Annotated in this window: 23 protein-coding genes and 1 pseudogene; 19 read left to right on the top strand and 5 right to left on the bottom strand. The window is 38.2% G+C overall.

The features are described 5' to 3' along the window. Positions 1-42 precede the first annotated feature (42 nt). The 7 genes and pseudogenes from RSX31_RS20665 (at position 43) to RSX31_RS20635 (ending at position 4,474) form a co-directional block, all read left to right on the top strand. Positions 43-570, top strand: coding sequence for a GNAT family N-acetyltransferase (locus RSX31_RS20665; RefSeq protein ID WP_315635881.1), 528 nt, complete (start codon positions 43-45; stop codon positions 568-570). A gap of 369 nt (positions 571-939) precedes the next feature. Next, a pseudogene (locus tag RSX31_RS20660) lies at positions 940-1,266 on the top strand (class I SAM-dependent methyltransferase); the annotation flags it as partial. 11 nt (positions 1,267-1,277) lie between these two features. Then, positions 1,278-2,285, top strand: a complete 1,008-nt coding sequence (locus RSX31_RS20655; RefSeq protein ID WP_315635898.1) for a citrate synthase/methylcitrate synthase — start codon at positions 1,278-1,280, stop codon at positions 2,283-2,285. A gap of 102 nt (positions 2,286-2,387) precedes the next feature. Continuing rightward, entirely contained in the window at positions 2,388-2,771 is a 384-nt protein-coding gene (locus RSX31_RS20650; protein WP_148993808.1) for a VOC family protein, read from the top strand. A 351-nt stretch (positions 2,772-3,122) separates the two neighbouring features. Then, positions 3,123-3,479 (top strand): VOC family protein, encoded by a 357-nt coding sequence (locus RSX31_RS20645; protein ID WP_315635880.1) that lies wholly within the window; start codon positions 3,123-3,125, stop codon positions 3,477-3,479. A 61-nt stretch (positions 3,480-3,540) separates the two neighbouring features. Further along, positions 3,541-3,945 carry a hypothetical protein gene (locus tag RSX31_RS20640; RefSeq protein WP_315635879.1) on the top strand — a complete coding sequence of 135 codons (405 nt, stop codon included), beginning with the start codon at positions 3,541-3,543 and terminating at the stop codon, positions 3,943-3,945. A gap of 19 nt (positions 3,946-3,964) precedes the next feature. Continuing rightward, the gene (locus RSX31_RS20635) at positions 3,965-4,474 is read left to right on the top strand and encodes an NUDIX hydrolase (RefSeq protein WP_262372581.1); all 510 of its coding nucleotides are present in this window, start codon (positions 3,965-3,967) and stop codon (positions 4,472-4,474) included. A 143-nt stretch (positions 4,475-4,617) separates the two neighbouring features. Here the strand turns inward: RSX31_RS20635 and RSX31_RS20630 are convergent, their stop codons facing one another. Continuing rightward, positions 4,618-5,124: a GNAT family N-acetyltransferase gene (locus tag RSX31_RS20630; RefSeq protein ID WP_148969092.1), complete on the bottom strand. Its 507-nt coding sequence runs from the start codon at positions 5,122-5,124 to the stop codon at positions 4,618-4,620. Positions 5,125-5,394: 270 nt separating this feature from the next. Here RSX31_RS20630 and RSX31_RS20625 point away from each other — a divergent pair, with 270 nt between their 5' ends. The 5 genes from RSX31_RS20625 (at position 5,395) to RSX31_RS20605 (ending at position 9,081) form a co-directional block, all read left to right on the top strand. After that, on the top strand, positions 5,395-6,042 hold the full coding sequence (locus tag RSX31_RS20625) for a pentapeptide repeat-containing protein (protein WP_315635878.1): 648 nt from the start codon (positions 5,395-5,397) through the stop codon (positions 6,040-6,042). Positions 6,043-6,196: 154 nt separating this feature from the next. Further along, complete coding sequence (locus RSX31_RS20620; protein ID WP_282137825.1) at positions 6,197-6,541, top strand: DoxX family protein; 345 nt, start codon at positions 6,197-6,199, stop codon at positions 6,539-6,541. A 168-nt stretch (positions 6,542-6,709) separates the two neighbouring features. Then, the gene (locus RSX31_RS20615; protein ID WP_315635877.1) at positions 6,710-7,621 is read left to right on the top strand and encodes an ABC transporter ATP-binding protein; all 912 of its coding nucleotides are present in this window, start codon (positions 6,710-6,712) and stop codon (positions 7,619-7,621) included. A gap of 15 nt (positions 7,622-7,636) precedes the next feature. Continuing rightward, positions 7,637-8,380 carry an ABC transporter permease gene (locus tag RSX31_RS20610; protein WP_282137824.1) on the top strand — a complete coding sequence of 248 codons (744 nt, stop codon included), beginning with the start codon at positions 7,637-7,639 and terminating at the stop codon, positions 8,378-8,380. Positions 8,381-8,628: 248 nt separating this feature from the next. Continuing rightward, positions 8,629-9,081 carry a GNAT family N-acetyltransferase gene (locus RSX31_RS20605; protein WP_148969087.1) on the top strand — a complete coding sequence of 151 codons (453 nt, stop codon included), beginning with the start codon at positions 8,629-8,631 and terminating at the stop codon, positions 9,079-9,081. A gap of 75 nt (positions 9,082-9,156) precedes the next feature. Here RSX31_RS20605 and RSX31_RS20600 read toward each other — a convergent pair whose 3' ends face one another. Beyond that, positions 9,157-9,642, bottom strand: coding sequence for a sigma-70 family RNA polymerase sigma factor (locus tag RSX31_RS20600; protein ID WP_148969086.1), 486 nt, complete (start codon positions 9,640-9,642; stop codon positions 9,157-9,159). A gap of 320 nt (positions 9,643-9,962) precedes the next feature. Here RSX31_RS20600 and RSX31_RS20595 point away from each other — a divergent pair, with 320 nt between their 5' ends. From RSX31_RS20595 to RSX31_RS20585, 3 genes are all read left to right on the top strand, one after another. Further along, positions 9,963-10,262 (top strand): hypothetical protein, encoded by a 300-nt coding sequence (locus tag RSX31_RS20595; protein ID WP_148993817.1) that lies wholly within the window; start codon positions 9,963-9,965, stop codon positions 10,260-10,262. Between the two features lie 310 nt (positions 10,263-10,572). Next, positions 10,573-10,911 (top strand): DUF4181 domain-containing protein, encoded by a 339-nt coding sequence (locus RSX31_RS20590; RefSeq protein WP_148969084.1) that lies wholly within the window; start codon positions 10,573-10,575, stop codon positions 10,909-10,911. Positions 10,912-10,924: 13 nt separating this feature from the next. Continuing rightward, positions 10,925-11,092 carry a hypothetical protein gene (locus RSX31_RS20585; protein ID WP_315635876.1) on the top strand — a complete coding sequence of 56 codons (168 nt, stop codon included), beginning with the start codon at positions 10,925-10,927 and terminating at the stop codon, positions 11,090-11,092. A gap of 81 nt (positions 11,093-11,173) precedes the next feature. Here the strand turns inward: RSX31_RS20585 and RSX31_RS20580 are convergent, their stop codons facing one another. Continuing rightward, positions 11,174-12,226, bottom strand: coding sequence for a serine hydrolase domain-containing protein (locus RSX31_RS20580; RefSeq protein ID WP_315635875.1), 1,053 nt, complete (start codon positions 12,224-12,226; stop codon positions 11,174-11,176). Positions 12,227-12,403: 177 nt separating this feature from the next. Between RSX31_RS20580 and RSX31_RS20575 the strand changes: the two genes are divergently transcribed. Continuing rightward, on the top strand, positions 12,404-12,769 hold the full coding sequence (locus RSX31_RS20575) for a VOC family protein (RefSeq protein WP_148969082.1): 366 nt from the start codon (positions 12,404-12,406) through the stop codon (positions 12,767-12,769). A gap of 89 nt (positions 12,770-12,858) precedes the next feature. Continuing rightward, positions 12,859-13,314, top strand: coding sequence for an NUDIX domain-containing protein (locus RSX31_RS20570; protein ID WP_148993820.1), 456 nt, complete (start codon positions 12,859-12,861; stop codon positions 13,312-13,314). A gap of 141 nt (positions 13,315-13,455) precedes the next feature. Here the strand turns inward: RSX31_RS20570 and RSX31_RS20565 are convergent, their stop codons facing one another. Further along, positions 13,456-13,638: a DUF1272 domain-containing protein gene (locus RSX31_RS20565; protein ID WP_148969080.1), complete on the bottom strand. Its 183-nt coding sequence runs from the start codon at positions 13,636-13,638 to the stop codon at positions 13,456-13,458. 525 nt (positions 13,639-14,163) lie between these two features. On the opposite strand from RSX31_RS20565, the gene RSX31_RS20560 reads away from it, so the two are divergent. Continuing rightward, the gene (locus tag RSX31_RS20560) at positions 14,164-14,841 is read left to right on the top strand and encodes an HAD family hydrolase (RefSeq protein WP_148993821.1); all 678 of its coding nucleotides are present in this window, start codon (positions 14,164-14,166) and stop codon (positions 14,839-14,841) included. A gap of 90 nt (positions 14,842-14,931) precedes the next feature. Here the strand turns inward: RSX31_RS20560 and RSX31_RS20555 are convergent, their stop codons facing one another. Continuing rightward, positions 14,932-15,561 (bottom strand): class I SAM-dependent methyltransferase, encoded by a 630-nt coding sequence (locus tag RSX31_RS20555; protein ID WP_315635874.1) that lies wholly within the window; start codon positions 15,559-15,561, stop codon positions 14,932-14,934. A 112-nt stretch (positions 15,562-15,673) separates the two neighbouring features. On the opposite strand from RSX31_RS20555, the gene RSX31_RS20550 reads away from it, so the two are divergent. Further along, the gene (locus tag RSX31_RS20550) at positions 15,674-16,543 is read left to right on the top strand and encodes a LysR family transcriptional regulator (protein ID WP_315635873.1); all 870 of its coding nucleotides are present in this window, start codon (positions 15,674-15,676) and stop codon (positions 16,541-16,543) included. Positions 16,544-16,635 lie beyond the last annotated feature (92 nt).

Raw genomic sequence — 16,635 nt, 5'->3', positions numbered from 1 at the left:
AATTCAAGTGGTTAAAATAATTGAGAATAGAAAGGGAAAATAATGACTTTTCATTTTACCAAGGTAATCGAACCAACTCCTGTCATTGTAGATGCCATGAATCGCTGGGAAAACAATCCAGACTTAGTTCCATTAATTCGCCCCAATAAAAACAAGAAGGAACTGGAACAACAGTGGCAAATAACTTTAGAAGAGTTCAAAAACCGTTTAGACACCCATCATTTTTATCTTATTTATATAGATGACAAGCTTGTGGGAGAAATGAATTACATGGTCGACCCAAGCCATCTTCACAAAAGAGCACCCGGAACTGCTTGGATAGGAATTACAATAGGTGAAGAGGGTGGACGTGGAAAGGGGATAGGTTTCAAGGCTATCCAATATTTGGAAGAAGAGATAAAAAAGCAAGGTCTAACAAGAATTGAATTGGGTGTATTTGAGTTTAATACCCGGGCATATAAGCTTTATCAACAGTTGGGATATCAAGAAATCGCTAGAATTGCTGACTTTACTTATTGGAAAAATTGTATGTGGTCTGATATCAGGATGGAGAAGTATTTAGGAGAATGAACTTGAAAAAATAGATGAACTTAAATTACAAGATTTGAAAAGAGAAGAAGTCAAAATAACTTCCTTAACCTTCCATTTTCTGATACATTTCTGTAATAAATGTAATGTTCAATCTTTATCATCTATTGGCACCACCCACGCTAATGGGTTTGTATTAAGGCAAGATTGGGTCTGAATAATTTTGTATAACCTCCCTATTAAAAGCGGCTTTGAGGATATTCTAAACCAACACGATTATTTCTGGGAGCATAATAAGCATCGCTTTAACCATCCAGCTTCATACAAAAATACACATTTGTAAAATCGTGGTAACCTTTCTTTTTTTGTAATCAAGTAAAATAAAATTAGCTTAAAAAAGGGGGGAACCACATGCAAGAAAACATTCATAATTATGAAGATTTACTGGAGATGCTGGATTCATTTTTAAGGGAACCTACTCACTTTTGGGATGAATTTTTTTCTGATCGTGACAAATCAGTACCAATATTTGTGAATGCACCTGACGAAAATTTAGTATCATATGTGGAAACGGGAAGGATTTCGGCTGGAAAAGTACTGGAACTCGGTTGTGGGCCAGGCAGAAACTCGATTTATTTAGCGGAACAGGGCTTTGAGGTAGATGCAGTTGATTTATCAAAAACGTCCCTCGATTGGGCAAAGGAACGTGCAGATGAAAGGAATCTTACCATCAACTTTAGGGCGTCCTCATCTATAGGGGATATGAAATCGGGGAACTCAAGGACCTGTCATTTGAAGAAGCAGCTTTCTTATTATGGTATGGGTATCTTCCAACGATGGAGGATGCAGTGGACATAAAAAACAAATTGAGCACGTTCCGATTCATAACGCCTGCAATGAAGGAGATCCTTCATTCTTTGCCAGTTGAAATGGACATGATGAGTGTATTAAGAACCGTCATCTCCTCTCTAGGAGGACCAGAATACACTTGGAAGCCAACTATTGAACAGGCAATGAGATTGACGGCCGTTATTCCTACCATCATTTCCTACCGTTTTAATATGAATTTGGAAAAACCTTTCATTGATCCGGATCCCCAGCTGAACCATGTGGAAAATTATCTCTATATGCTATCCGGAAACAACCCGTCCAAGGCTGTTGCTGATGCATTGGAAACGTATATGGTCCTGACCCTTGAGCATGGAATGAATGCTTCTGCTTTTTCTGCAAGAGTCACAGCCTCAACGGAATCCGATCTGGTTTCAGCCATCACTTCAGCCATCGGAACAATGAAAGGACCGCTTCACGGAGGAGCACCATCCGGGGTCATTGATTTACTGAACGAAATAGGAACTCTTGAAAAAGCGGAAAATGTCATAAGAAGAAAGTTGCTGAAAGGAGAGAAGCTGATGGGGTTTGGCCATCGGGTGTATAAAACTCATGACCCAAGAGCCATCGCTTTAAGAAATACCCTGTTAGAAAATAAGGGGGATGATCACTCTCTGGATCTAGCACTTTATGTGGAGAAGAAAGCGATTGAACTTTTAGCTGAAATTAAGCCGGGGAGATCCCTATACACAAATGTAGAGTTTTACGCAGCTGCCATCATGAAATCGATTAATCTGCCATCAGATCTCTTCACACCGACATTTACGGCCAGTCGCATCGTTGGATGGACTGCACATGTATTGGAGCAGGCAGAAAAGAATACGATATACCGGCCGCAATCCGAATATATAGGAAAACGAAACAGTTAGTGGAAACAACCTGCTTGTTTACACAACGCAGGTTTTATTTATTGTAAGCGATTCAATGTAAGCGTGATATAATTAATGTATACTATAATAGGAGTGATATAGATGATCAGTAAAGTCGGTCAAATCATGTTATATGTCCATAACCAGGATGAGTCGGTACATTTCTGGACTGAAAAAGTCGGGTTTACAGTTCTATCCGAAGAAGATAACGGGCAGGGGATGCGATGGATTGAAATCGCCCCGACGAAAGATGCAGAGACAAGCATTGTGCTTCACAACAAGGAATTGATTGCTAAAATGCAGCCCGAACTTAATCTCGGAACTCCATCTTTAATGCTATTCACAGACAATCTGGATGAATTACATAAAAACCTATCTGATAAGAATATAACGGTGGGACAAATTGTTGAAATGCCTTCTGGCAGAGTCTTCAATTTTGCTGATTATGAAGATAACTACTTTGCTGTCATGGAGAAAAATAAATAAAATGAATACTAGAAAGCCCGAGATCTTAATATGATCTCGGGCTTTCTACATATTCTTTACTCATTTACGTCTCGTGAAGACTAATCTAACAATTAGGTTTCTTATCCAATACACCAAGGTGTGATCCAATCAATAAAAACTGAAAAATCAACAAGTACAATAGTCAAAACTGACCCCAAGACGCTTAGAGTTTCTAGGCATACGTTTTTCTTTTGATTGAAACAAAACTTGGCATTTTTTTGGGAATGTTCGTTCTAATGGAGGATATTGCGAGATTTTGTCGAATAGAAATAATACTCGTTGGTATAAGGTTAAATTTTTCATGAATTAAAGGATATGGAGGTAACGAACGTGAAAAATTTAGATGGGAAAGTTGTTGGCTTTGAATTAAGCAGTCAGGAGCCAGAAAAAGCGGCAGCATTTTACTCAAACGTATTCGGATGGGAAGTGGCTGAACCTCAATGGGACTACTGGGCAGTCTCAACCGGGCAAGGTAATGAAATGAATGGGGGTATAGGCAAAGGGCCTCATGATTATCCACACGGTACACGTATGCAAATTGAAGTACAATCCATTGACATATCCATTTCTGCAGCAAAAGAAAACGGGGCGATGGTTGTCAGGGATAAGATGGAATTTGATGATTTCTTCCTTGCATATTTGGTGGATCCTACCGGAGTGGGAATTGGGTTGATTGAAAAGAAATAATTGAGGAAAGAAAATCTCATATGGCAAGGATAATGAATCTACTATTAAAAGGAGAATAGTCATGCAAAAGTTAGAAAACATTAATAAAGCGATGGATTACAAGAAAGCGATTATCACTCACCTGGCTGATCAAAAACAACAGTTTGAAGAAGGGTTGATTCCAGAAGAAGTGATTTCAAACAAACAAGGCAGGATTCAAATCCTTACTCAAACTGCCATGATTGAGGGGGAAGTGAATTTTTTTGATGGTGATGAAGAGATGAAGACATTCTTTGAATATGGGCTCGATCGGTTTGGGGAAGAACTCCAGGAACTTTCACCTGATATGATGGTAACAAATGCAACAGGCCCGATACATATTAAAAACGCTCGATTCAAATCAATTTCAGCCCCCGATTCTATTATCGAGATGGATGAAATGATTGTCTTCTCGGATCAAGTTGTTGGAATGGCTATTGTTAAATAAAAGGAAAGGAGCGTCACTTTTGTTTGAAACCGTATTAGGAAAACCGAAAAGCGAGATAACTGAATACAAAATGAAATATAGAACCGCCGTAAAAGCTGTCATCATTCAAGATCATAAGATTCTTCTCATGCATTCAAACAGGGGAGATTATAAATTTCCTGGTGGCGGGGTTGAAGAAGGTGAAACCTTGCCTCGTGCCCTGATAAGAGAGGTGGCTGAAGAAAGTGGCTTTATAAACTGTGTTGTTAATGAGCCCCTTGGAGTCGTGATCCAAAGGCATGTGGATGTGTTTGAAGATGATGCCTTATTCGAAATGACTTCCCATTATTTCAAATGTGAATTAACTGACAGAGAAAGAATACCACAACAATTAGAAGGATATGAATCGGAACTGGATATGAAACCCAAGTGGGTTACACTGGATGAAGCGATTGAGGAGAATGAAAAACTGATGGACCAGTTTGATAACACCCGCTGGATTAAACGGGAGAACTATGTATTGAGAGAGTTGAAGAAGTTATATAATTAAGAACCAGCTGAGCACTTATCTGACATTGGATAGGTGTTTTTTCGTTCCTTTTTATCATTTTTTCAATACACGCTTTTCAATATGAGTAAAAGAGCTGCGAATTCTAGACATCAGCTCTTTTCAATATGAATATAGTTCAATATCTAAAAATTCAGGCTGTATTTTTTCAGTTCTTCTGTATCATTTGGCAATGTTACATAACCTTCTAATTTCATATCCAATTTTTCAAGCAGTTTGGAGGAAGATTCATTATCTTTGGTGGTTATCGCTACCAGGCGCTTTATCCCCATGTCTTTTGCAAAATCAACTGTAGCGCTTGCCGCTTCAAATGCATACCCTTGAAATTGATAGTCAGAGAGAAAGGCAAATCCTATATCCACGTCTTCGAGGCCGTCACGCTTAATCAATCCACATAAGCCGATTGGTACGTGATCATCCTTACGTTCTGCCAAAAACAATCCAAACCCTTCCCGTTCATACATTGTTTGGGGACCACACACGATATAATCCTTTGCATCATCCATAGTGCGAATTCCTTTGTCTCCAATGTATTGCAGCCATCCAGGTTCATTTAGTAATTTCATAATAAATTCTGCGTCAGTTTCCTCAACCCATCTCAAGGCGAGTCGTGATGTTTCTGTTACCTTCATATGGAACACCTCACTTTATTCATTCCATCCTATTTTAACTCGAAACATAAAATTGGTGTAATGATTATTTGTAATGAGCAGGGAAAAATAAATCGAATAAGGGAAACGATTGTAAGCTATCTACTATTCTTTCAGATAAAAGGTTGCTGCAGTGTTCCAACCCTCTCGTCATTGCGAGACACACACCTGAAAAAAATCCAAGACTACTATTCAATTTTCTTCATGTTATAGTTTTCTTTATATAAAATGAACATAATTGAGGTGTAAAACATGGGGAATAAGTTTAAAATAGAAGACCCAAAGATCCCTGCTCGTTTAGAGTCTGCTAATTTTCAAGATGTCTATTATGAAGAAGATCCATTTCTATCGAATTGTATGATAGAAAATACGAGACTTGATCAGGAAGAGATCAATCAGCTCGTGTTATCTAAAGTGTTGTTTAAAAATGTCTCGTTCGTTGGTGCATCCTTCCCACGGACGGATATGACAGATGTCGTCTTTGAAAACTGCGACCTGTCGAATGTAAACTTTAGCGAGGGAATCATACATCGGGTGACCTTCAAGGAATGCAAATTATTAGGTGTGAATTTTTCGGGTGGTAATTTAGGCAATGTCCGTTTTGAAGAGTGCTTGGCAAACATGAGTGACTTTGTTGAAGCACGATTAAAGCAGGTGATATTTAACCAGACCTTTTTACAAAATGCCAACTACTCTGACTGTAAACTCCTGAAAGTAAACTTTGATCGATGCGACCTTAATGAGATTGACTTCACCCAGACTGACCTCAAAGGAATTGATATTAGTACCTGCAGGTTTACACGTATAAATGTAGCTCTTGAATATCTTTCTGGTTGCGAAGTTTCACCTGAACAAGCGATTGGATTTGCCAGCTTATTGGGATTGAAAGTGAAGGAGTAGGCGTAAAGGAGAGTAGAGGTTGTTCTCTCTGTCCACTTTTTTAAGTAGCATTCGTGAAATAATCCACTGAATCTTATAAAATGCATGAATTCATTAAAGCTGGCATATTCATATATCAGGGCCCATTGCTTTCAATTCGAAGGGGGAAAACAACATGACCATCTTCATCTGGGTTTTACAAGGGATATTGGCAGCGATATTTTTTATGGCGGCAGTCGGAAAATTGACTGGATCGAGCATGCATCGTGGTGTATTTGATCATTTGCGTTTACCTCAATGGTTTCGGGTCGTCACTGGATTGGTGGAATTAACCGGTGCCGTACTATTGGTACTTGGTTATTGGTATGAAACGTACATTGGTCCCGGCTCTCTCATTCTTGGCGTCACAGCTATCGGTGGAATGCTTGCCCATATTCGTGTGAAAGATGGATTCAAAGATGCTTTTATGATTGTCCTTCTAGGTATTCTTTCATTTATATTACTTTATTTGGTTAGGTAGCGTTGATTGGCGAAATAATAAAATGATTTCAATCGAGGATATTGATAATACGAAAGGAGTGGAGTACAAACCCACTCCTTTTCCTTTCGTTTCTTTACAGTAAGTGAAACTTTTACAATTTCGTTTCGTACATCTTAATATGCATTTGAGTTGGAGGAGGGTTTATTAATGATCAAAGTTGAGAACATAAGCAAGCGATATGATTCGATTCAAGCACTTGACGATATTCATTTAATTATTCCAGAAGGCTCTTGTTTTGGTCTGGTAGGACCCAATGGTGCAGGGAAATCGACTCTTATAAAGATCTTATCCGGAGTTTTACAAAGTTTTAATGGGGAAATCTTCGTCAACGGGCATTCTGTCATGAATGAAAGATTAAAGGTGAAAAAGCTCATTGGATACATACCTCAAGATATCTGTCTGGAAGAAACCCTTACTGCCAAGGATAATTTAATGTATTTCGGGAGCCTTTATGGACTGAAAGGAAAAGACCTTCAAGATCGTTCCGAAAAAGTGTTACAACAAATCGGTTTAAAAGAACGCGGGAAAGACAAAGTCATCACCTTTTCAGGAGGTATGAAGCGTCGATTGAATATTGGCTGTGCTTTACTGCATAATCCCTCCATTGTGTTCATGGATGAACCTACCGTAGGAATCGATCCACAATCAAGAAACTCGATTTTCTCTATCATCCACGAGTTAAAGGAGAAGGGAAGTACCATCATCTATTCGAGTCACTACATGGAGGAAGTAGAGCAGCTATGTGACAGCATCGGACTAATCGACAAGGGGACATTAGGTGAATGCGGAACAATGGAAGAACTGCAGCAAAAATATAATAAACCCTCATTGTTTATTTCCGGAGAAGGTTTAGATGAAGTCCGCTTATCCGTACATGGTCAGGTCAAAGCCAAAGGAAATGGATTTCTTTTGCAAAGTGAAGATCCTTTGATGACGCTGGAACAATTGATTGTCGAGTTCCGCAATCAAAACATTATGCCAAGAAGGCTTGAATTGTATCAGCCAAAACTGGAGGATATCTTTTTCGCTTTGACTGGAACACAACTGCGAGATTCATAGAAAGGGTGGATGAGCATGTGGGCTATTGTAAGGATGGAATTAAAGAAAAATATTCAGGATAAAGGGTTATGGTTTTGGACGTTTATTTTACCAATCGTGTTTATTATCGCTTTTGTCTCTATTTTTTCAGGGGATGAAAAAACAAGTTATAAGGAAGTTGTTACCCAGATCATTCCCGGCTACACGATTATGTTTGCCTTTTATATCATGATCTCCATGGTGATTGCATTTGTTAAAGACAGGGATAAGGGGATGGTGTCCCGTATCGCTAGTACCCCATTACCGATCAGAGACTATTTTATCGGAAAATGGATCCCATTTTTGTTGATTGTGCTGATCCAAGTGGCAGTATTATTTGGTTTCGGTGTGATTGTTTATGATCTCCCATTAGGAGATCCATTTGCATTGATCATGTTATCTTTGTCATTAGCATTTATTGTAACTGGTTGGGGTATGGCACTCGCCGTATTGGTGAAAACGGAAAACATGGGGATTGCGATGACTCAGATCATAGCCCTTGGTGGAGCTATGCTTGGGGGGTTGTGGCTTCCGGTAGAACTCATGCCGGACTTCATGCAAAAAATCAGCAAGGCATTGCCTCAGTATTGGGCTATCGAAGGTTACAAAGAAGTGATCCTTGCAGATGGCACAATAAGGGATATTTTGTTTAATATAGGGATTCTGCTTATCGCTGGAATAGCGGGTGGTTTTATTGCGCTCGCAGCTTATCCACGATTCCTTCGTTTATCAAAGAATTGACGTGTACTAAAGGCTTCCGATTGTGGGAGCTTTTTTAATTTTACAAATGACATTAGTTTAAATGGTAAGTATGAGGTTCTAATAGAAAATAGTGGTATAATTCAATAGTCTGAGAATTGCATTCTATATTTATCTGGTTTCTTGGCATCGTTCAATGTGGTTAATAAAGAATGAATAATTTCAAGTAACGACAAGGTATTGAGGACAATTAACAGGCTGGGTTCTTTAATATCGAAGGGGGAAAATAAATGAATTCAAACAGTGTGAAAATAGTAGAATTAAATAAAGATAATTGGTACGATTGCTGTCAGCTGGAAATTTCCGATGATCAAAAGGCATTCATCGAGTCAAATGCAATATCGATAGCTCAATCAAAATTCGAACCTTCACTAAAGCCCTTTGCCATCTATTATGAGGACAAAGTGGTCGGCTTTTTAATGTACAATACTGTGCCAGAAGAACTCGATGCTTTCTGGGTATACCGAATCATGGTGGATAAAAGCTATCAGGGTAAGGGTATTGGAAAAACTGCAACTGCCTTGATGATAGAAGGGATGATTGAAACCCTTGATGTCGAAAGGATTGTAGTAGGGTATCATCCTGAAAATAAAGGGGCACACCATTTATATTCCAGTCTGGGATTTGTTGACCAGGGAGATAGATTCGGCAGGGAAATGGCTGTTGTGAAAAATTTGAAGTGATAAGAAATAATACAGAAAAGGCCAAGTTTAGATAATTGGCCTTTGAGTATCCTGGTCTTGAAAACTAATCAACTATCATTTTATGTCCAACATTCCCCGAATCCTTTCTTTCGCTCCTTTACGCCACTTCTTCACTGCGGAAATCGAAACATTCTCTACCTCTGCAATCTCACTTACCGTCAGCATGTGCATACATGTATAAAGCACCCATTTTCTCTGATTTTCAGTTAAGCCCTCACAGTAACTGTACAGTAATTCTTGTGCCAACCCATCATTCACTTTTTCATCCTCCACGATTTCAAAAAATTCCGCTTCTTTGAAAATACTTTTCTCTTCATTCCTGTTTTCACTTGTTAATTGAGATAGTATTCTGCCACGTACAAATGAATAAGCATATGCAGGGAAAGCACCTTTTTCTGGATTGAAATTTTCATGTGCTTCCCAGAGTGCAATGAGACCAGTCTGATAATATTCATGCTTATTTTTGTATATGTGCAAAGAATGAATCACTTTATGAATCATTAAATCATATTGCTTATAAAGCTCTTCAAATTTCTCCAACTCAGATTCCTTCTGATTGGCGCGCCTCTCTTTGTTTTCCCGGGTAGCTTAACCATACAAAGAAAAAGGGAGGGGAACAAAATGAGAAAGCGTATGTAAACCTGAAGTAAACACAGAGTAATTAATGGAGGTGTATCCCACTTTTACTCATTAAAAACACATTGTTTACCTGAATTATCATTGTTAAATACGGAAATACGAATCAACATTGTCTCATTATTCAAGATTTATTCCTTGAAGGACATATTAAGGTATTCGTTTACCAAATTAGATCTTAAGGCAATACTAGGAGTACGAAGTGATGCAAAGGAGGGACTAACATGCCAAGGAAAGATGAATCCTCAACTGAACAAAAAGGTGAACTGGTACAGGAAAGAGAAAAAAACGAGATGCTCGAACGAATGTTAGCGGCTGTTCTGAACTATTTATCCGATGATGAAATAGAAGAGATTGACCTTGAATATCTCCTGACAAATACAAAAGATCTTAGACAATGGTGGGATCAGTACAGGGAGAAAAACAAAAAGCAGGTTGAGGAAGAAATCAAAAAGTCTTTGAGCAAGTTGACTCTTGAAGAACTAGAAAGTATCAGAGAACAAATAAAGGAAAAAAATGGCTAAGTCATTAATGACTTAGCCATTTTATATAGAATTTTTTAATTTATCACAATTCCATATTACATTAGATTGAAGAAGTCCGAAGTTAGCTTTCCATATTCTAAGGTATACATAATATTATTATGTATACTATAAAGATATATATTAAGGAATTGATCATATAGAAGGTGAATGGATAATGGAATGTTTTTGAGGGGTGCAAGCACTGGAAAAACTAGCTTATAAGGTAATTTATGTTAAACTAGAAAGAGATTTATAGGGGGGAATAATCATTCTTCATTGGTATCTTACCTCAGCATATGCATTAATCTTAATGGTCTTCAACGCTATGATTGAAAAAAAATTAAGAAAATCATTTCATATTACCAAAGAGGAAAGGAATGAATTAAGACACCCGGTACATAAATGGGGGGAGAGAATGCTATTAGTGCTCATGGTATCCGGAGTTATCATAATTCTTTTCAAATATGAAAATATCATTAGCCCCGAATTGTATTTTCTGTCCTTCTTCATTGGTCATCAGGTATTTAGAGCACTCATGGAATGGTTGTTATACCGCAAAACAAATGAATATGTAGTAACGATTTCTACTATTGCATCTGCCATCGCCATGTTAATCTTCATGGCGATTCTTGAGCAGCTTTCAATATAGCAGAGGAGAATTTATGACAAAAGCATACGTTCTGTTTATAGGGGGATTATTTATATTTATGCTGGGTGTTTTCTTATCCACTCAGTGGATTGTTGTTGGAACCTTGTTTAGTATCGCTGGTGGTTTATTTATGGGGAGCAGCTCATACTTTTTGGGCAAGAAAGCTGTGAAAAGACGATGACACTGGTTAGTCATTTGATTGAGTTAGAAAAAACGCTCCGATTGAGCGTTTTTTCTTCATTATAATAGGCAAACCTTTCATTCAAATCCCCTTAGTAATTTCTCGAAACAATTGATTTGCAATCGCCACCACCCCGACTGGCATTTGATTCACGATAACGGTCAAAGACATTTCACAGTCAGGATAATAAAGTGTCACTGATTCGTAACCATGTATCCCGCCCTGATGACCAATGGCTTGTCTTCCATCATCAAAGGTATATTGATGGAGTCCCAAACCATAGGACTGCTTCGGGTCATCAGCTTCGAGGAAACACATCATTTCAGTCAAAGATTTCTTAGATAGGAGATGACCGTTAAAAAGAGACTTCATAAACGTTTGAATATCTATAGGATTGGAAATGAGAGCACCTGCAGCCCATACAATCGATACATTAAGATGCGTAATTTCTGATATTTCATCTGAAAGGTCTGTCAGGTCAGGGGTAGCTTTAGAATAACCTGCCCCAAAGGGTTTTCTCAGATCATTCGTACTGGGAAAGTATGTCCTTTCCAATTGAAGCGGTTGGATGATCCATTTATCTAATAGCTTTTCTATTGATTCTCCGGTGAGTTTTTCTGCTATCATTCCAAGCAGGATATAACCTGTATTCGAGTAGTTAAATTCAGTACCCGGTTCAAATTGGAGGACATGGCTGGAAGCTAGTCTGATAAGGCTCTGTGGGGGGAATTCATCATGAAGGCTGGATACTGCGTGCTGGATACAATTTGTTCCTGCAACATCCATCCATATATAGTCCTTCAAACCACTTCTATGTTGTAGCAAATGACGGACGGTTATATGAGTCCCGTCTTTCAAGATGCCGGGTAAGATGGAATCCACAGTTTGTTCAAGTGACACAATGCCTTCATCCTTCATTTTTAAAATAAGTGTGCTGATGAAGATCTTCGTAATGCTCCCGACCCTTAGATGATCATACGGGTCCAACTTTACATCTGATGCGATATGACGAACCCCTGCTGCCATTGGATAGTCCTCCCCAGTAGAATCTGTAAAACACATTGAGATGCCAGGAAGCTGATATCTCTCATGAAATGAACGGACTGTATTCTCAACCAATTTTCGTTCTATCAAAATAATCATCCTTTCGAGTTGTAATTAAACTAAGTGTATCAATGGTTCATCTTAAAGTACTCAGTCTGGAAACCGAAATCTCTTACTCCTAAGGGGGAAATCAAAGAGTCAGGCAGGATATGTGATGCCTTATATGGAATGGTATTCTAGTACTCTACAAGAAATGGAGGAAGCTATATGCTCAAGAGTCCGATCAAAAACAAAGTGAACCTGGTTTTTATTCCTGTAAGTGACATTGAAAAGTCTAAAGAATGGTATTCAAAAATGCTCGGAATCGAAAAAGGAGAAGACCATTTCGATCATCTATTCGTTGCCGACATGGATGGTGCTGGTATGATTCTTGACACAATGCCCATGTGGAAAGACGAAAATGGAAAAGGACCAAGACTGAATTTCCCTGCCATTCAATTTGCCACTGATGATATCCATGATTCCTATCAATTTATGAAAGACAATGGTGTCGAATTAGTAACGGATATCCAAAATGATCAATACTTTGTTTTTAAAGATCCTGATGGGAATGTGTTGATGGTTTGTCAATAGTCAACGTTTAATAGTTGGGAGACTTTCTTTTAGAGTCTCCCGTTAGTATACATATGAGAAATGAAAGCAATTAGAAGGAGAGATTATCCATGCCCATCCGAAATTCAGCTAAAGCCATCATTATAAAAGATGATAAAATCCTGCTCACTAAGAATAAAGACGGGAATGGATTCTTTTATCTATTTCCAGGTGGGGGCCAGGAACAAGGGGAGACACTTCATGAAGCTTTAAAAAGAGAATGTATCGAGGAAACCGGAAGGGAAGTGGAAGTAGGGGAACTCATACATATACGCGAGTACATCGGGCAGAACCATGAACATGCTTCCTTTGATCATGACGTACATCAGATGGAGTTTTATTTTAAATGTTCAGTTTTCAATGATATGGACAAAGATCTTGTCCCTACCAATCCAGATAGTCATCAGGTAGGGGTCGAATGGATGGATTTGACTGAGTTAACGAAGTGTAGATTATATCCTAAGAAAATCATTCCGTATCTAAATAAAGAAATAGCTCAGGAAGTATATCTTGGAGACATCAACTAATGTAACAAGCTCAGGGTTCATACTCTGAGCTTGTTACCATCTAAAGATACAGAGTGTCTCCCCGATGAATCGGTGGCTCAATCGAGAACCTTCCAATTTGCACATCAATGATCACCAATGCTTTCTTCAAGCGATCCTTCCTTAATGCTCCATTCCCATAGGTGGTTTCGGTCTCCTGACTAACTCTCCACTACAGTTCGGGCAGATAGAGTCATTTTTAGCTGTACAATCCTCACAAAATGTACATTCATGCACACAGATATACGCGTCATCCGTCAAAATCTTCCGGCAGGCCTGACAATCCGTCTTCATTTCCAATCCCATATGTATCTCCCTTTCTATTCATCTCTTTCCATTATATTCTAAAATGCGTTAATATAGTGAATATATGGAAAAGTATTTTATGATAGAAGCGGAGATTATCTGGTCTCCTATATACGAAAACAAATTAACATTGGAACCGAATCCAATTCATGTCGGGCTCATCATGTATATTAAAAAGGGGGAGTTCGCTGATATGGAGGATTAGTGAAATGTTTAGTTTGCATAGGATTCTGGAATAGTATGATTTCGCTGATATATTTGAAATTCCGCTGATAAAATCGGTATTTCGCTGATATATCGAAAATATCGCTGATAAAAATCGTTTTTCGCTGATAAATAAACACGTAAGTCTAAATTTTATAAGATAGGGCAGGGAACATCCTCACAAAACCACTATTAATTACAAGAAACAGCTTGGATGACGACGCAAATTCCCTTATTCGGGCGAAATCTGCCACTACTTGACTATTTTTCAATATGCAATATGAACCTTCGACTAAAAACAGAAATGGAGGACACCCCATCATGATCAAAGCTGCCATATTCGACCTGGACGGAACCCTACTGAACAGAGATGCCTCTGTAGTTGAATTCATCACTAGCCAATATGAAAGACTGGATAAATGGCTAAGACATATCCCAAAAGAATCGTACATAACCAGATTCATTGAATTAGACCAGCGCGGCTACGTATGGAAAGATGAGGTGTACAAGCAGCTTATAGATGAATTCACTATTCACGAATTAACCTGGGAAGAGCTGCTTGAGGATTACATCAGTGAATTCAAGCACAGCTGTGTACCTTTTCCACATTTACATAGAATGTTGGATGAATTAAGAGAAAAAAATATCAAACTGGGAATGATCACAAATGGCTATGGCCAGTTTCAAATGGACAACATCCTGGCTCTTGATATAAAAGCATACTTTGATGAAATTCTAGTTTCAGAGTGGGAAGGCTTGAAAAAGCCTGACCCTGAAATCTTCAAGAGAGCGTTAGTAAGGTTGAATTTAGAACCTCATGAATGCATCTTTATCGGGGATCACCCTGAGTATGATGTGTATGGTGCTCAAAAAGTCGGGATGAAGGGTATTTGGAAGAAAGACCATCACTTGAGTCATGCGGAACAAGCAGATTGGGTGATTGATGATTTGATGGAATTGCCGGAATTTATTGATCATCTGAATTACAATCGAGATTGATCAAACCCGATTTTCCTTTGATTCGTTATAAGATATAACTAGAAAAACATATTCAATAATTTCATTATGACGCCATTTCGGAAATTGGCGTCATAATGAAATCTGTTTATCCCCCACTATCGCAACGGAATTATAACCTCTGGAAGTAGGCCCTTCTAATAATTCAATATTCTTAAATCCCCTGATTTTCATATTTGGGATTAGGTCTTCTAACAACATTCTTCGAATATTCATCCAAGGTATGCCGTTTTTACCGTCACTTAATGTAATGATCAAGGAACCTCCTGGTCTCAACACTCGATATATTTCATTGATTGAATCATGTATCGATTCCCAAAAGTATACTGATTGAATGCTATAGACCTTGGAGTACATCCCATCTTGAAAAGGAAGACTATTAACATTCCCCAACACAAATTTTGCACGACTATTGTATATGTTAGCTCTATTTCGGAATCTTGCGGATGCAAGTGCAGTTTGGGATAAATCAAAACCGACTACTTTTTTAACGTTTGAATCCCTTAGTACCCTTTTCACGGCATATCCAGCACCACAGCCAAGTTCCAATACATAATCGTTATCCTGCAATTTAAGCAATTCCAACGTCCACAAAGTCTCAATTCTATGTTGACGAACCATTTTTTCACCGAAATAAACCCCTAGTAAACCCTTTGGTGCTTTGTATTGTTCATTAACCAAATCGATTATTCGTTTTTTCATCAAATGTGTTCCTCCTTGTATATGAGTAACTAATTATAATGTCCGAATCACTAATCAAACAATACAATATAAGTTATATTTAGTATTAGAAATACTTATATGAGGTGAAAAGATGGACCTTAATCAATTACAGGCATTCGATTTTGTGGTAAGGCTGGGGAGTATCAGTAAAGCTGCGCGATATCTAGATCTATCTCAACCGACTGTCACGTTAAGAATACAGGGGTTAGAGAAAAAAGTAGGAGGACCGCTTTTCACTCGGGTTGGAAGAACGGTTGAATTAAGTGAATTAGGAAAAGGATTTTTGCCTTATGCTAGACAAGCGATAGACTTTCTGCAAAAAGGGGTTGAAAGAGTACAGTCTATTCGAGATGGAAAGATTGGGCACGTCACGATCGGGACTCTCCCAACCTTCACGACAGGTATTTTTTCTTCACTTATACAGAAATCACATGAACAATATCCAGATATTGCACTTGAAATCCACACTGGACATAACCAACAAATCATTGAAATGCTTTATGACGGATCGGTTATGTTGGGATTTATAACACATCCCTACTTTAATACAGACTTGAATAAGTATTGGATATTCCGAGAACCTCTAAAACTTGCAGCTCATTATGCACATCCACTGGTTAAGATGATAAAGAATAAAACTCTCTCAATTATAGATGTGCTCCCGGGTAGTAAGCCTTTTATTATGGTTGATTGGAATCACGAAAGCCTTCAATGGCAAAAAGCACAGTTGCAACCTGGGACAGATTATATAGAACTGCCACCTTTAACCGCATTGGATTTTTTGGAAAATGGAAAAGGAGTTGCATTATTAACTGGAGACTTAATCGCAAAATCCGATACTATCGTTGAAATGGAAATAGTAGATTCCCCTCAAATAAACCGGGAAATAGCAGTCGTTGGTTTGGTTTCTGCAGATTCATTACCAACTTCATATAATACTTTCTTAAACCTTATAAAATAATAAATTATCCGTTTCTTGAAAACAGAATTAGAATATCTGTCATTAAATTCATTAAGAATGAAAATGTTTAGAGTCAATCCTCTTCTTTGTAT

The sequence above is a fragment of the Rossellomorea yichunensis genome (genome assembly GCF_032337515.1).
Taxonomy (GTDB): domain Bacteria; phylum Bacillota; class Bacilli; order Bacillales; family Bacillaceae_B; genus Rossellomorea; species Rossellomorea yichunensis.
The sequence above is the reverse complement of the archived record's forward strand: the minus strand, read 5'-3'. Positions and strand labels throughout refer to the sequence as shown.

Excerpts from the sequence above, each read along its gene's own strand:
- RSX31_RS20590 (WP_148969084.1), top strand. The coding sequence starts at position 10,573 with ATGGTCTTCAACGCTATGATTGAAAAAAAATTAAGAAAATCATTTCAT.
- RSX31_RS20640 (WP_315635879.1), top strand. The coding sequence starts at position 3,541 with ATGCAAAAGTTAGAAAACATTAATAAAGCGATGGATTACAAGAAAGCG.
- RSX31_RS20620 (WP_282137825.1), top strand. The coding sequence starts at position 6,197 with ATGACCATCTTCATCTGGGTTTTACAAGGGATATTGGCAGCGATATTT.
- RSX31_RS20570 (WP_148993820.1), top strand. The coding sequence starts at position 12,859 with ATGCCCATCCGAAATTCAGCTAAAGCCATCATTATAAAAGATGATAAA.
- RSX31_RS20605 (WP_148969087.1), top strand. The coding sequence starts at position 8,629 with ATGAATTCAAACAGTGTGAAAATAGTAGAATTAAATAAAGATAATTGG.
- RSX31_RS20550 (WP_315635873.1), top strand. The coding sequence starts at position 15,674 with ATGGACCTTAATCAATTACAGGCATTCGATTTTGTGGTAAGGCTGGGG.
- RSX31_RS20615 (WP_315635877.1), top strand. The coding sequence starts at position 6,710 with ATGATCAAAGTTGAGAACATAAGCAAGCGATATGATTCGATTCAAGCA.
- RSX31_RS20650 (WP_148993808.1), top strand. The coding sequence starts at position 2,388 with ATGATCAGTAAAGTCGGTCAAATCATGTTATATGTCCATAACCAGGAT.
- RSX31_RS20610 (WP_282137824.1), top strand. The coding sequence starts at position 7,637 with ATGTGGGCTATTGTAAGGATGGAATTAAAGAAAAATATTCAGGATAAA.
- RSX31_RS20625 (WP_315635878.1), top strand. The coding sequence starts at position 5,395 with ATGGGGAATAAGTTTAAAATAGAAGACCCAAAGATCCCTGCTCGTTTA.
- RSX31_RS20555 (WP_315635874.1), bottom strand. The coding sequence starts at position 15,561 with ATGAAAAAACGAATAATCGATTTGGTTAATGAACAATACAAAGCACCA.
- RSX31_RS20585 (WP_315635876.1), top strand. The coding sequence starts at position 10,925 with ATGACAAAAGCATACGTTCTGTTTATAGGGGGATTATTTATATTTATG.
- RSX31_RS20575 (WP_148969082.1), top strand. The coding sequence starts at position 12,404 with ATGCTCAAGAGTCCGATCAAAAACAAAGTGAACCTGGTTTTTATTCCT.
- RSX31_RS20560 (WP_148993821.1), top strand. The coding sequence starts at position 14,164 with ATGATCAAAGCTGCCATATTCGACCTGGACGGAACCCTACTGAACAGA.
- RSX31_RS20665 (WP_315635881.1), top strand. The coding sequence starts at position 43 with ATGACTTTTCATTTTACCAAGGTAATCGAACCAACTCCTGTCATTGTA.
- RSX31_RS20565 (WP_148969080.1), bottom strand. The coding sequence starts at position 13,638 with ATGGGATTGGAAATGAAGACGGATTGTCAGGCCTGCCGGAAGATTTTG.
- RSX31_RS20595 (WP_148993817.1), top strand. The coding sequence starts at position 9,963 with ATGCCAAGGAAAGATGAATCCTCAACTGAACAAAAAGGTGAACTGGTA.
- RSX31_RS20630 (WP_148969092.1), bottom strand. The coding sequence starts at position 5,124 with ATGAAGGTAACAGAAACATCACGACTCGCCTTGAGATGGGTTGAGGAA.